The 13696-nt window shown below is 70.4% G+C and carries 13 protein-coding genes; 9 read left to right on the top strand and 4 right to left on the bottom strand.

The window, feature by feature from the left end; all coding sequences use genetic code 11:
- Window positions 1–88 precede the first annotated feature (88 nt).
- Window positions 89–1423 (top strand): serine/threonine-protein kinase, encoded by a 1335-nt coding sequence (locus tag QSK31_RS38260; RefSeq protein WP_285689609.1) that lies wholly within the window; start codon window positions 89–91, stop codon window positions 1421–1423.
- 3 nt (window positions 1424–1426) lie between these two features.
- A complete protein-coding gene (locus QSK31_RS38265) occupies window positions 1427–3010 on the top strand; it encodes a Na+/H+ antiporter (protein ID WP_285689610.1) in 1584 nt (527 codons plus the stop codon).
- 46 nt (window positions 3011–3056) lie between these two features.
- On the opposite strand, the gene QSK31_RS38270 is transcribed toward QSK31_RS38265, so the two are convergent.
- Together QSK31_RS38270 and QSK31_RS38275 are read right to left on the bottom strand one after the other, a co-directional pair.
- Window positions 3057–3365, bottom strand: a complete 309-nt coding sequence (locus QSK31_RS38270) for a winged helix-turn-helix domain-containing protein (RefSeq protein ID WP_285689611.1) — start codon at window positions 3363–3365, stop codon at window positions 3057–3059.
- Window positions 3362–3823, bottom strand: coding sequence for a hypothetical protein (locus QSK31_RS38275; protein WP_285689612.1), 462 nt, complete (start codon window positions 3821–3823; stop codon window positions 3362–3364). The genes QSK31_RS38270 and QSK31_RS38275 overlap by 4 nt, the downstream gene beginning before the upstream one ends.
- Before the next feature lie 144 nt (window positions 3824–3967).
- Between QSK31_RS38275 and QSK31_RS38280 the strand changes: the two genes are divergently transcribed.
- Together QSK31_RS38280 and QSK31_RS38285 are read left to right on the top strand one after the other, a co-directional pair.
- Window positions 3968–6331 (top strand): transglycosylase domain-containing protein, encoded by a 2364-nt coding sequence (locus tag QSK31_RS38280; RefSeq protein ID WP_285689613.1) that lies wholly within the window; start codon window positions 3968–3970, stop codon window positions 6329–6331.
- Between the two features lie 23 nt (window positions 6332–6354).
- Window positions 6355–7137 (top strand): SAM-dependent methyltransferase, encoded by a 783-nt coding sequence (locus tag QSK31_RS38285; RefSeq protein ID WP_285689614.1) that lies wholly within the window; start codon window positions 6355–6357, stop codon window positions 7135–7137.
- Here QSK31_RS38285 and QSK31_RS38290 read toward each other — a convergent pair.
- A complete protein-coding gene (locus QSK31_RS38290; protein ID WP_285689615.1) occupies window positions 7103–7627 on the bottom strand; it encodes a LytR C-terminal domain-containing protein in 525 nt (174 codons plus the stop codon). The two genes, QSK31_RS38285 and QSK31_RS38290, sit on opposite strands and share 35 nt — an antisense overlap.
- Before the next feature lie 135 nt (window positions 7628–7762).
- Between QSK31_RS38290 and QSK31_RS38295 the strand changes: the two genes are divergently transcribed.
- Window positions 7763–9550: a CocE/NonD family hydrolase gene (locus tag QSK31_RS38295; protein ID WP_285689616.1), complete on the top strand. Its 1788-nt coding sequence runs from the start codon at window positions 7763–7765 to the stop codon at window positions 9548–9550.
- A gap of 479 nt (window positions 9551–10029) precedes the next feature.
- Here the strand turns inward: QSK31_RS38295 and QSK31_RS38300 are convergent, their stop codons facing one another.
- On the bottom strand, window positions 10030–10278 hold the full coding sequence (locus QSK31_RS38300; protein ID WP_285689617.1) for an epoxide hydrolase N-terminal domain-containing protein: 249 nt from the start codon (window positions 10276–10278) through the stop codon (window positions 10030–10032).
- 144 nt (window positions 10279–10422) lie between these two features.
- Here QSK31_RS38300 and QSK31_RS38305 point away from each other — a divergent pair, with 144 nt between their 5' ends.
- The 4 genes from QSK31_RS38305 (at window position 10423) to QSK31_RS38320 (ending at window position 13668) form a co-directional block, all read left to right on the top strand.
- Entirely contained in the window at window positions 10423–11154 is a 732-nt protein-coding gene (locus tag QSK31_RS38305; protein ID WP_285689618.1) for a hypothetical protein, read from the top strand.
- 17 nt (window positions 11155–11171) lie between these two features.
- Window positions 11172–12464: a copper amine oxidase gene (locus QSK31_RS38310; protein ID WP_285689619.1), complete on the top strand. Its 1293-nt coding sequence runs from the start codon at window positions 11172–11174 to the stop codon at window positions 12462–12464.
- A gap of 61 nt (window positions 12465–12525) precedes the next feature.
- Window positions 12526–13104 carry a DUF305 domain-containing protein gene (locus tag QSK31_RS38315; protein ID WP_285689620.1) on the top strand — a complete coding sequence of 193 codons (579 nt, stop codon included), beginning with the start codon at window positions 12526–12528 and terminating at the stop codon, window positions 13102–13104.
- A gap of 162 nt (window positions 13105–13266) precedes the next feature.
- Window positions 13267–13668 (top strand): hypothetical protein, encoded by a 402-nt coding sequence (locus tag QSK31_RS38320; protein WP_285689621.1) that lies wholly within the window; start codon window positions 13267–13269, stop codon window positions 13666–13668.
- The last annotated feature ends 28 nt before the right edge of the window (window positions 13669–13696 follow it).

A 13696-nucleotide genomic window follows, 5' to 3' on the forward strand; every position in this document is an offset into this window, starting at 1 on the left:
CGACGCCAAGAACGGCGGGCAGGACGGCGGGCCGGACGGCGGGCGGCATGGCCAGGAACTCGGCGCAGGCTGCCTGTACCTTGTCGGGGTGCCAGAAGCGCTGTCGTCACGGGATCCGGCGAGCATCGGCCCGTACCGATTGGTCGGCCGGCTCGGCGAGGGCGGCATGGGCACCGTCTACCTCGCCACCGACGCCGGCGGGCGGCGGGTGGCCGTCAAGGTGGTGCGCGGTCATCTCGCCGCCGATCCCGAGTTCGCGCTGCGCTTCCGCCGCGAGATCGACGGGGCCCGTCAGGTGCCGCCGTTCTGCACCGCCGAGGTGCTGGACGCGGACCCCGACCACGTCCCGCCGTACCTGGTCGTCGAATATGTCGACGGTCCCAGCCTGGCCGACGTGATCGAGCGGGACGGGCCGCTGACCGCGTCGAACCTGCACGCGCTCGCGATCGGCGTGGCCACCGCCCTGACCGCCATCCACGGCGCCGGGGTGATCCACCGCGACCTGAAGCCGCGCAACGTCCTGCTGCCGCCGGGCAGCCCCAAGGTGATCGACTTCGGCATCGCCCACGCGGTGCGGTCGTCCCGGCTGACCGCCGAGAACCAGCTGGTCGGCACGGTCGGCTACATGGCGCCGGAGCGCTTCGACCCGCGGCCGGGCGCCCCGGTCGAGCCGTCCGCCGACATCTTCTCGTGGGGCGCGGTCGTCACCCTCGCCGGGACCGGCCACGAGCCGTTCAGCGCACCGACGCCGATGGCCACGGCGGCCCGCATCGTCACCGAGGAGCCGAACCTCGACGGCCTGCACGGAGCGCTGCGTGACCTGGTGGCCGAGGCGCTCGCCAAGGACCCGGCCGGCCGCCCGACGGCGCGCGAGTTGCTGGACCGCCTCCTGCACTCCGGGACGGAGCACGGCGCCACGGTTCTGCTGGACAAGCCGGACCTGCGCGCCGCGGTCGACGGCGTGACCTGGCGTTACCCTGTTCGTCGTCGGCGTGGCCGCTGGATCGGCGCTGCCGCGGCGGCGGTGCTGCTGGCCGGCGCGGGAGTCGTACCGCTGCTCAAGGGGTCCGAACAACCGAGAGCGACCCCCGCACCACCCCCGGCCGCGTCGTCACCACCGCCCGCCGCGGAATGGATCGGCGAACTGAAGCAGAGCTTCGGCAGCGCACAGCCGGTGCATCTGCGGCTCGCGCCGGAGGAGGACCAGGGCACGATCAGGTACCCGCGTCTCGGCTGCTCGGGGACGGTCCGGGTGACCAGCCGGACCAGTGAGAAGATCGTCCTGGTCGAGCGCATCGACACCGGCACGTGCAGCCCGCGCGGCGACATCGTGCTGTGGCCGACCGGACCCGACACGATGCTGCTCGACTACACCCCCGCCGGCGGCAGGTACACCGCCCGCGCCTCGATGACGAGGAACTGACTCGTGTCCAGTCTCGCCCTGGTGGTCGCGATCGGCGTCGTGGTCCTGGTGTGCTCGGGCGCCTCCCGGCGGTTCGGGGTCGCGCCGCCGGTGCTGCTGCTCGTGTCCGGCATCCTGATCGGGTTCGTGCCGGCGCTGCGGCAGGTGCATCTGCCGCCGGAAGCGGTCCTGCTGTTGTTCCTGCCGCTGCTGCTCTACTGGGAGAGCTTCACCTCGTCGTTGCGGGAGATCCGCAGCAACCTGCGCGTGATCGTCATGTTGAGCACGTTGCTGGTCGCGGCGACGGCGGCGGGTGTCGCGGTGGCGGCGCACGCGTTCGGCCTGCCGTGGGGTCCGGCGTGGGTGCTCGGCGCGGCGGTCGCCCCGACGGACGCGACGGCGGTCGGGGTGCTCGGCCGGATCCTGCCGCGCCGGCTCGCCGCCACGCTGCGGGCGGAAAGCCTGGTCAACGACGGTACGGCGCTGGTCATCTACGCGCTGGCGGTCGGCGTGACCCTGGGCGAGGAGCATGTCAGCGCCGGACGGCTGGGCGGCATGTTCGCGCTGTCCTATCTGGGCGGCGTCGCCATCGGCGCGGCGGTCACGTTCGTCAGCGTGCGGGTGCGGCGCCGGTTGACCGATCCGTTCCAGCACAACGTGCTCGCGGTGGTGACGCCGCTGACCGCGTACCTGATCGCCGAACTCGTCGAGGTCTCCGGCGTGCTCGCGGTGGTCGTGGCGGGCCTGTGGGTCGGCCGGGTGTCGCCGCGGCTGTTCCCCGGCCCCGCCCGGCAGTACGTGCGCACGGTGATGAGTTTCCTGACCGCCCTGGCCAACGCGGCGCTGTTCGTGCTGGTCGGACTGGAGGCGCAGAACGCCGTTCGCGGTTTGAGCAGCGTCGGGCTGGTCACCGGCGCGGTGATGGTCGCCGGGGTGAGCGCGGTGGTCATCGCGGTGCGGTTCGGCTGGCTGTTCACCAGCCCGTATGTGATCCGCCTGGTCGACCGCCGCGAGGTGCAGCGGGACCGGCGGCTGGGTGCGCGTCCGCGGGTGGTGATGGCGGCTGCCGGTTTCCGCGGCGCGGTGTCGCTGGCGGCGGCGCTGGCCGTGCCGCACACGCTGGGTTCGGGGGAACGGTTCCCGGACCGGGACCTGATCGTGTTCGTGACTTCGGGCGTGATCGCGGTGACGTTGCTGGTCCAGGCGCCGCTGCTGCCGCGGGTGCTGCGCTGGGCACGGCTGGGCGATGACGGCGCGGCCGACGAGGAGCGCCGCCGCGTCGAGATCCACGCGACCGAGCGGGCGCTGGCCTCGTTGCCCGAGCTGGCCGCCGACCGGGGCACCGACGACAAGATCACCGACCAGTTGCGTACGGAGTACGAGCGCCGCCTCGGCGTCCTGCGCGCCGGCGCCGGCGACTCCGGCGGCGCCGAGGCGGCGGAGCAGGACCGGCAGTACGCCGACCTGCACCTGGCCGTCATCGGGCACAAGCACGACACCGTCGTCCGGATGCGTGACCAGGGCGAGATCGACGACGCGGTCCTGGTCAAGGTCCAGAACGCCCTCGACCTGGAGGCGGTGAATCTGGCCCGCCGCAGCGGCGGTTGACGGCCTCGCGACGGCGTGTCGGGCGTTGGCGATACCTGGTGATGGTTCATGGAGTGACGGGCCGCTCGGCGCGGGTCGCGATGTCCTGCAGGGCCGCGACGTGGCGGCTCAGGGCGGTCCGGCCGGCCTCGGACAGATTGATCCAGGTGCGCGGCCGCTTGCCGACATAGCCCTTGCGCACCTCGACATACCCACCGTCGGCCAGCGCGGAGATCCGCTTGGACAGGGTCGAGTCGCTGACCTCGACGGCGTCGCGCACGAAGGCGAACTCGGCCCACTCGGTCCCCGCCAGCAGAGCCACGATGGCCAGCCGGGTCGGATCGAGCAGGGCCGGGTCGATCTTTGCCTCGGTCACCGCCGGGCCTCGCGGGTCAGCACCCGGCGCTGCCACCACGGTCCGACCGCGGCCAGGAGCAGCCCGCCGGTCAGGCTCGTCCACAGCGCGACGTGCGGGGTGTGCAGGCTCGCGGCGAGGGCCGAGCCGCCGATGAGCAGCACGATCACCAGGCCGGACCAGAGCAGGGCCGCCGAGTCGTGCGGGATCCGCGGACGCACCTGCCGCCGGAGCAGGCTGCCGCCCCGGCGGGTGTTGCCGAGCACGACGACGAGCAGCAGCAGGCCGACCACCATCGAACCCCAGTCGCCGGCGAACCCCGGCCTCTGGTCGATCAGGACCCCCCAGGCCACGGTCAGCACTCCGGCGCCGATCCAGATCCAGCGTGACTGCCCCGAGGCGGCGGCGGTCTGCGTCCGGCGCCGCTCGACGTCCCGCAGCGCGTCCCGGGCTTCTTCCGGCGTGGGCGTGGCTTTCATCGTGCACCTCCGAGCGCTAGGGAAAATACTTGCTCCATTGGAAAGTACTTCCCTCAGAGCGGATCGGCAAGTCGAGTGCGAATCGTTGCGAGACGATGGCTTGTGTCCGGTGCGTACGCTGCGGCCGTGATTACCCGGACGCGCATGCGTGATCATCGCCTCGTCACGAACGCCGGCTCGTTGCTGATCTGTGGGCTGCTCGCCGGTGTCCTGGTGGCAGGGGCGACGTTCCCCGTCGCCGCGCTGATGGGCGTCACGGCGAAGACGGGCGGGCAGGCGTGGGCCGCGCTGCCCAGTGAGCTTCGCGACGTCAGTTCGCTGCAGGTGACCTATGTGTACGCGTCGGACGGCAAGACGCGGATCTCGCAGTTCTTCGACGAGCTCCGCAGCAACGTGCCGCTGAAGGAGATGTCGCCGTACCTGAAGAGCGCGATCGTGGCCGCCGAGGATCGCAACTTCGAGCGCCACAACGGCGTCGACCTCAAAGGCGTCGCCCGCGCGGCGGTCCGGGGCAGCGCCAACGGGGCGACGCAGCAGGGCGCGTCGACGATCACGATGCAGTACGTGCGGATGTCCCTCACCTACTCGGCGACGAATCCGCAGCAGGTGGTCGACGCGACGGCGAGGACCTCCAAGCGCAAGATCACCGAGATGCAGTACGCGACCGAGGTGGAGAAGCAGCTCTCGAAGGACCAGATCCTCGAGCGTTACCTGAACATCACTCCGTTCGGCAACCGCGCGTACGGGGTCTATGCGGCCAGCCAGATCTACTTCAACAAGAAGCCGAAGGATCTGACCGTCGCGCAGGCCGCGATGCTCGCCGGCATCGTGAAGGCGCCGAGCGACTACAGCCCCACCACCGCCGCCGGGCACGCCCTGATCCTGGCCCGGCGGAACAACTACGTCATCCCGAGCATGCTGGAGGCCGGCGCGATCACCCCGGCGCAGGCCGAGGCCGCGAAGAAGGAGCCGATCCCGCGCCGGGTGCGGGTGGTGGGCAACGGCTGCACCTCGTCGGCGAAGAACAACTGGGGTCACTTCTGCGAGTACTTCTACCGCTGGTGGATGAGTCGTGAGGAGTTCGGGGCCACGGCGAACGACCGGGAGCGTCGTCTGAAGGGCGGCGGCTACCACATCGTCACCACGCTCGACATCAAAGGCCAGGACGCCGCGCGCAAGCGCATCAGCGAGCGGATCGGCGACCGCAACCAGAAGGCGCTGCTGCTGGCGGGCATAGAGCCGAAGACCGGCAAGGTCCGCGTCATCGCCGCGAACCGCAAATACAAGATCGACGACCCGGACCACCCGGAGAACGGCCCCAACGCGAACCCGAGCAAGGCCAGGAAGGGTCAGAAAGGCACGTACCCGAACACGACCAACCCGCTGGTCACCGGCGGCGGCGACATCAAGGGGTACCAGGCCGGCTCGGTGTTCAAGATCTTCGCGATCGTGGCGGCGCTGGAGAAGGGATACCCGCTCGCGACACCGATCAACACCGTTCCCCGATACCGGTCGAAGTACATCGTGGACCCGGGCAGCTCGTCGGCCTGCCAGGGAACCCACTTCTGGTGCCCGGGTGGCGGCGGGGGCATCCACAACATGTGGACCGGATTCGGCAAGTCGGTCAACACCTACTTCGTGCCGCTCGAGGAGATGGCGGGCGCGGAGAACGTGGTCGGCGTGGCGCAGCGCTTCGGGATCAAGTTCCGGGAGAAGAAGGACGCCCAGTACGCCGCCACCGAGCGCTCGGCGAGCCAGTGGGGCGCGTTCGTGCTCGGCGTCTCGGCGTCGACCCCGCTGGACGTCGCGAGCGCGTACGCGACGCTGGCCGGGGACGGGATGTACTGCCAGCCGACCCCGATCGAGCGGATCACCACGGCGACCGGCGAGAAGCTGGACGTCGGCAAGCCGCAGTGCACGCGGGCGACCTCCAAGGACGTCGCCCGTGCCGCACTCGACGCGGCCCGCTGCCCGGTCGGCGACTCCGCCCAGCTCGGCCGGTGCGCGGGTGGCACGGAGGAGAGCGTCCGCGGCTTCGTGGGCCACCCGGTGTTCGGCAAGACCGGTACGACCGACGGCGACCGGACCGCGGCGCTGGTCGCCGGCACGACCAAGCTGGTGGTGGCGGGCTACCTGGTGAACCCGGACTGGCAGAACCACCACAGCCAGATGTCGCACGACGTGGTCAACCCGGCGGTCTACAAGACGCTCGGCGACTTCATGCGTGGCAAGCCCCGCCAGCAGTTCAAGAGGCCGGAGGACAGCAAGCTCTCGATCGGCGAGCAGCGCACGATCCCGGAGGTGACCTGCGACTCGGTGGCGGGCGCCCGGGACCGGCTCGAGGACGCCGGCTTCACCGTCTCGGTCGGCAGGCCGGCCGAGTCCGACTGCCCGGCCGGCACGGTGGCCGGCACCAAGCCGAGCGGACGCACCATCAAGGGCGGCTTCGTGACGATCGAGCCGAGCTCCGGCCGGAAGCCGGAGCCCACCGGCCGGCCCACGGACTGATCCGCGCGTGTGACCATTCTCCGATGAACGATGAGCTGAGACAGCGTCTCGTCCGGCCCCGGTTTCCGAGAAGTGCCGGCTACGACGCGCAGTGGATGATCGACAACTGGATGGGCCCGAGCGCGCTGTGGCTGGCCGAGTGGCTGTGCTCGGCGCTCGACCTGCGGCCCGGCGCCCGCGTGCTCGACCTGGGCTGTGGCCGGGCCGCCACGTCGATCTTCCTGGCGAAGGAGTTCGGCGTCCGGGTCGTCGCCGCCGACCTGTGGGTCAAGCCCACCGAGAACTGGGCGCGGATCGACGCCGCGGGCCAGGCCGGGCTGGTCACGCCGTTGCTGGCGGAGGCGCACGACCTGCCGTTCGCCGAGGGCTACTTCGATGCCATCGTCAGCGTCGACGCCTATCACTACTTCGGCACCGACGATCTCTACCTGCCCTACCTGAGCAGTTTCGTGGCGCCCGGCGGCGGCATCGGGATCGCGGTGCCGGGCCTCGCCGCCGAGCTCGACGACGGGCTGCCCGAGCACCTCGTGCCCTTCTGGGAGCCGGACTTCTGGTCCTTCCACTCGCCGGCGTGGTGGCATCGGCTGTGGAGCCGCAGCGGGGTCGTGGAGGACGTCCGCGCCGAGTTCCTGGAGGACGGCTGGCGTGACTGGCTGGACTGGAGCGAGGCGGTCCTCGAGGTCACCGAGAACGAGGTCCCCCGCAAGCTGGTCCCGCGGGAGGTCGGCATGGTGCGGGCCGACCACGGCCGGAACCTCGGCTTCACCCGGGTCATCGCGCGGCGCAAGCTCCCGGCGGAAGTTTAGGCTCGCTGAGCTGGGCCAGCGACTGGTTGACCTCGGTCTTGGTGGCGAGCTGCTTGTACTGGGCGCCGATGACGATGTCGATCACGTCGGTGGTCCGCTTCGCGTTGTACTGCGGGTCGGCCTCCCCGAGGAAGTACGCCCGGATCCACTGGGCGGCGCCGACCGACTTCGGCCCGTACCGGATGATCGCGACCTTGCCGAACTTGGTCTTGCTCTCCGCCGGCGGCTGCGTCCGGAAGCCACGGTCGGCGAACTCCTGGCTGACCCGGTCGGCCACGCCCTCCGTCTTGGTGCCGTTGAAGACGCGCAGCTTCACCTCGTCCGCGCCGGCCGGAATGTCGATGTTCGCCGTCGGCGCTCCGGCCGGGCACTTCTGACCGGCGGCGGCGTCGCCCTGGGTGTCGCGGACCAGGGCGACCACCACCACGACGATCGCGGCCACAGCAAGAAGGGCGACGACCAAAAATGCTCGGGTACGCGTGAAGCTCATGCACGCGTGACGCGCGCCGAACCTGTTTTGTGCACTCCCGCCTCGACAAGGGATGAACGTCACTCCGATTGGGAGACGGTCGACACGCTAGCGTCAGGCATCCAAGGATGGAGCTCTATCAATCGGGGAGGTCTGATGACCGTACGCAGAAGGACCGTTGCCGCCGCAGGCGCGCTGATCACGGTCGCGGTTCTCGCGCTCGGCGGCACCGCGACCGCCGCCACCGCGGCACCGGCGCCGGCGGGCGTCACCCACGACGAGAACCCGCGCGTGCCGGAGGGGGCGGTCTGGACCGAGGAGTACTTCCGGTCCGCCGACAACAGTGGCGTCGTGCTCCACGCCGACGTCCTGCGGCCCGCGAACCTGCCCGCCCGCGCCAAGACACCGGTGATCCTCGCCGTCGGCCCCTACTTCAGCCACGCGGGCCAGACGGGGCCGGAGGGGTGGACCCAGGCCGGGCCGTCCAGCCGGTTCGCCGACTTCACCAGCGGCACCGACCTCTTCGCCCGCGGCTACACCTACGTCATGGTCGACCTGCGCGGCTTCGGCGGGAGCACCGGCTGCCTCGACTGGGTCGGCCCCGGCGAACAGGCGGACGTGAAGGCCGCCATCCAGTGGTCGGCGAGCCGGCCCTGGTCGACCGGCAAGGTGGGCATGTACGGCAAATCGTACGACGCCGTGACCGGCCTGGTCGGCAACAACCTGCGCCTCGGAGCCCTGCGTGCCGTGGTGGCTCAGGAGCCGGTGTGGAACATGTACAACTACCTGTTCAGCAACGAGGTGCCCCGGCCCAACGTGACCGGCACACCGAACGCCTACAACGGCATCGCCACGATCCCGCCGATGGCCGACGACTCCGCCCGCTACCAGGCGAACGCGGCGTACGAGGAGAGCCACCCCGAGTGCCTCTCCGACAACCTCACGAACAACAACAACCCCGACCTCGCCTCGCCCTACTGGCGCGCGCGCAACCTCGCGGCGAAGGCCGAGGCCACGAGCACCCCGCTGTTCGTCACCCAGGGCTTCATCGAGAACAACACCAAGCCCGAGGACATGGAGGAGTACTTCGACAACCACGCCGGCGTCGAGCGTGGCTGGCTGGGGCAGTGGGAGCACGTCCGGGGCAACGAGAGGAACGCCCAGGGTCAGCTGCTGATGGGCCGCGCCGGGTTCTTCGACGAGGTCATGCGCTTCTACGACCACTACCTGAAGGGCGTGAAGCCGGCGGTCAAGGATCCCGCCTTCGCCATCGAGGACAACACCGCCGCGTGGCGGGTCCAGCCGACCTGGCCCAAGCCCTCGTCGTACACGGTGGCCGCCTTGCCGGACGGACAGTACGTGGACGACGGCGTCGCCTCCGAGCCGCTCGCGGCGGCCGGCAAGAAGTGGGACATGGAGCACGCCGCGGATCCGGCTCCGCCCGCCGCCAAGGGCCTCGCCCCGATGTCGGCGGACGCGCACAGCTACTTCGGCTGGTCCACGCCGGTGACATCCCGGGTGCGGATCACCGCCACACCGTCGATCACGCTGAACGCGAGCGCACCGGGCAACGTCATGGTGCGGCTGTGGGACGTCGCGCCGGGCGGGAGCGCGGTGATGTTCGACGAGAACGTGGCCCTGATCAAGCAGGCGGGCCGGGTCGCGTTCGACCTCAAGTCCACCGACTGGACCTTCGAGGAAGGCCACCAGCTCGGCGTGCAGATCGGGACCATCGGCAGCGGCAGCTGGCTCGACACCCCGAGCGGCAACACGATCGCGGTCAGCCGGGCCAAGCTGAGCCTCGCGCTGCAGAACCCCCGCGCGGACGTCCCGGCCCAGGGCGACCGGTCGCCGTTCCTCGACACCTACCTGAGGCAGAACACCCGAACCCTCACCGGCGTCGGGGCGGGAACCTTCCCGCTGAGCCTCCGCAACCAGCACTGACGACGCGGAAACCTTCCCGCCGAGCGAACTGACGATCACCGGAATCCAGGACCGGATGAGCCACCCGCGGGGTGACTCATCCGGTCGGTGGCAGGTCATCCCGCCCGCGACGAGGCCGCGACATCGGCCTTCAGGTCAGCGAGAGGACTCGTCGACAGCGGGCGTCACGGGCGCTGCTTTGCGTCGCCGCGGCTGTCGCGGTCTGCGGATGGCCGGCGCGTCCTGCTGAACCTCGGAGGCTGTCTCGGGCAGCCGCAAGGTCGCGGTGTCAGCGCCGCCGGCAGGCGACGTCGGGGCTTCTGTCGCGCCGGGTTGCGTTTCGGGTGCCTGCGCTCACCTCCTTCGGTCACCACGATCTGTGTTCCACACCGCCACCGCTCCAAACCCGCGAATCGGCCGTTGACCTGTGTAAGTCACCTGACTGAGGCGGCCGAGGCGGGGTCTTCGAGCCGGAACGGCGCCGGACGCCGATCATGTGCTCACGCACCGCGGTAGGGCCGGAAGAACTCGCCTTGAACGGCCTCCCGGACCCGGGTACGGAAACGGGGAAGCCGATCCTCCGGGGGTGTCCAGCCGGCCCAGTGGTCGACGAGCTCGCGCAGGTAGGCGATGTCGGCGCCCAGCGACCACCCCGCGTCCTCGGGCGCGTCCGGCCAGCGGGTCGCCCGCAGCCGGGCGCGGAGGTCGTCCAGGTCCGCCGGCTCCGCGTACATCGGGAAGGGTTTCACCCAGAGAGAATCACCCGGCTCTGGCTGCTCAAACACCCGCGGGTCGCGGATCAGGACGGGAGCGGCCGGCATTTCTTTACGCGAATCTCACTCGGCTCACGGCACAGTCTCCGTCGACTGCCATCAATGGGAGGAATGTCGACAGTGAGTCGTTACAGAAAGTGGGGGTGGGGTCTCGGCATCGCGACGGTCACCGCGGTGACCGCCTACGGGCTGGCCTCCTGGCAGGCGAACGCCGCGCCGGCCCCGCCGACCCCGTCGGCTGCGGCGAACGCGCAGCCCCGCGTGTCCGACCCGAAGCCCGTAGCCGAGCCGGTCTCCGGCAAAGGCAGCGACGGTCTGACCACCAGCGAGGTCGAGAAGGCGCGCACTCTCGCGCTCACCCCCGAGCTCACCTCGGGTGCTCAGAACGTCGCCGGCGAGGCCGGGCCGGAGTACCTGTCGGCCGAAGTGGACTTCGAGAACGCCGGTCGGCAGGCCGAGCTGTACTTCTACGACTACAAGACGGACAAGCTGATCAAGCAGGTCGTCGACCTGAAGACCGGCAAGCTGGCGAAGAGCTTCTCGGCGGCGGGCATGCAGCCGCCGGCCTCGGAGCGGGAGTCCGCGGTCGCCCTCGACCTGCTGCTCGCCGACCCGCAGAGCGCCGACTTCAAGGAGGCGTTCCAGAAGGCCACCGGCAAGCAGTTCGCCGGCAAGGACGGGCTCGTCGCCACCGCGCACATCTACAAGGCCAAGCCGGCCGACAAGGGCGCGAGCCAGTGCGGCAAGAGCCGATGCGTACAGCTCATCGTGAAGACCGCGGACGGGCACTTCATCAACGTGCCCGGCCTCATCATCGACCTCTCCGGGCGCAAGATCGCCCGGCTCACGTGAACGAGGAATCCGCCAGCATGACGTACCGAAAGCTCGCCGGCGCCGCCGCGCTCCTGACCGCGGCCACCCTGGGCCTCGCGGCGCCGACCGCGGCCGTCGCAGCGCCCGCACAACCGCCCTGCAGTGAAGCGTCGACCGTCCGGGAGACCCTGCCCAACGGGACCACGTGGCAGCTCTGCTGGCGCATCCACGACCGGGCCGGACTGGTCCTGACCGACGTCTCCGTCTCCACCAAGAAGCACCCCGAACCGGTGCAGGTGCTGCAGTCGATCCGGCTCGCACAGCTCAACGTGCCGTACGACACGGGCGACACCGAGTACAACGACCTCACCACGTACGGCTTCGGCGGCTACTCGCTGGAGACGCTCACCGGCGACGACTGCAAGGGCGGCTCCACGCGCCAGGGCACCGACGGCAGCGGGGACCCGCAGCAGCGGGACGTGCTGTGTGTCAGCGCCGAGGCGTCCGGCCTCGCCTACCGCCTGCACGAGCAGGAGTGGGACGACGAAGCCAACGAGCCGAAGGACACGTACTTCACCAAGGAGGGCCACGACCTGGTGCTCCGCTCGATCAGCAAGGTCGGCTGGTACGAGTACGTGTCCGAGTACCGGCTGCACGACGACGGGCAGATCTCGGCCCGCCTCGGCGCGACCGGCGACCTGTCCCCGGGCGACTACTCGGTGGCCGACAACGGGTGGCCGATCGGTAAGCGCGAGAAGGACTACGCGAGCATGCACTACCACAGCGCCTTCTGGCGGGTGGACTTCAACATCGACGGCAAGGGCGGCGAGACCGTCGAGCAGTACGACACGAAGATGGACGGCCGTGGTTCGCAGGCCGCCAAGCTCGTGACCACCAGCAAGACGATCGCCAAGGAGGCCAGCCTCAACAAGGTCGACCGCCGCTGGTGGCGCCTGGTCAGCCCGACCAGCAAGAACGCCGACGGACACAAGCGTTCCTACGAGCTGGTCACCGGCGCCGACGACCCGTACGAGGGACACCCGGAGATGCAGCCGGACGTCACCTTCACCCAGGCGAACCTCTGCGACAAGTGGGCGACCGACAACGTCTCCGACCCGGAGTGCCCGCTGGACAACTACGGGATCCTCGACTTCGCCAAGGACAAGCAGAAGCTGACCGACCCGGTGATGTGGGTCCGGGTGGGCTTCCACCACGTGCCGCGCGACGAGGACCAGAGCCCGATGCCGTTGCACTGGCAGGGCTTCGACCTCCTGCCGCGTGACTTCACCGAGACGAACCCGCTCGCCCCCGAGGGCCGCGAGGCCGTCAACGGGCAGCAGCGCAACTGATTCCCGGCCGGCCCGGTCCCTCGAGGACCGGGCCGGCCCCACTCTCACCAGGGACTTTCTCGTGGCCATCCGAAGCCGCATTGCTGCCGTGCTGATCCTCGCTCTCACCGGCCTGACCGTTCTGTTCCTGCACACCCCTGAAGAGAAAAAGGCGTCAGCGGCGGCTGGTCCGTCGGGGGTGGACGTGCACTTCGCCCAGATGATGGTGACGCACCACGAGCAGGCGGTCCGGATGAGCCGTGGCCTGCTCGCCAAGGGCGAGGTCCCGGAGCGGATCCGCCTGATCGCCGAATTCATCGTGCACGACCAGCAGCGCGAGATCGACGAGACGAACGCCTGGCTGAGCGCCTGGGACCAGCCCGCCGTGGCCGGCCCCGCGGACGGCGGCCACGGCATGCTCACCGAGGCTCAGCTGGCCGACCTGGACCGGGCGAAGCTGCCCGAGGCGGGCCCGCTCTACCTGCGCCTGATGATCGAACATCACCAGGGCGCCATCACCATGTCCCGCTCGCTGCTCGACGGCGGGAAGAGCAACCCCTACCTGCACAGCCTGGCCAAGCACGTGATCAACGAGCAGAGCGGCGAGATCGACGCCATGCGGGCCCTGCTGGCCGACAAGAGCAATCCGCCTCAGAGCTGACGAGGGCGCCGCGCAGGCCGGCCTCCGCGGGCCGGCAGGGCGGCCTCCGTGCGGTTGTCGCACCGGCCACGTCTCCCTCCGCGCCACGGTGACCGACACCCAGGCATCGAGCATGAGCTCCGCCAGCAGCCCCCGAGCCTCCGCCGCCTCGGCGAAGCCGCGTTGATCCTGCTCGTCGGCTCACTGCTCGTCGGCTCACTGCTCCTCGGCTCACTGCTCCTCGGCATTCCGCAGCTCGTCGAGTCGCTCTCCCGCATTCCGCCGGTGGCCGAGCGCTGGGGCACCTTCACCGCACCCCTCGACCTGCCCGCCTGGTCCACGATCGGCTTCGCGATCATCGCGGCGAACGTCAGCACCGAACGTGCGCTGCGCCTGCGCTACAACGCGTGGCTCGACACCGTGGGCCGACCCAGAGCGAGGCGCCCGCCGGCGTCCGTCAGCCGGCCCGTCCGGGCGCCTGCCAGTTGGTCCGTCCGGGCGCTTGCCAGCAGCCCGGGCGCCCAGATGTTCCTGGGCGCGGAGGGCCTCACCGCCCTGCCGCTGGAGATCCTGCCGCAGGGCTAGGACGCCGACGTCTGGTGAATTTCAAGAC

Source organism: Actinoplanes sp. NBRC 103695, from assembly GCF_030269485.1.
In the GTDB taxonomy this organism is placed as follows: Bacteria; Actinomycetota; Actinomycetes; order Mycobacteriales; family Micromonosporaceae; genus Actinoplanes.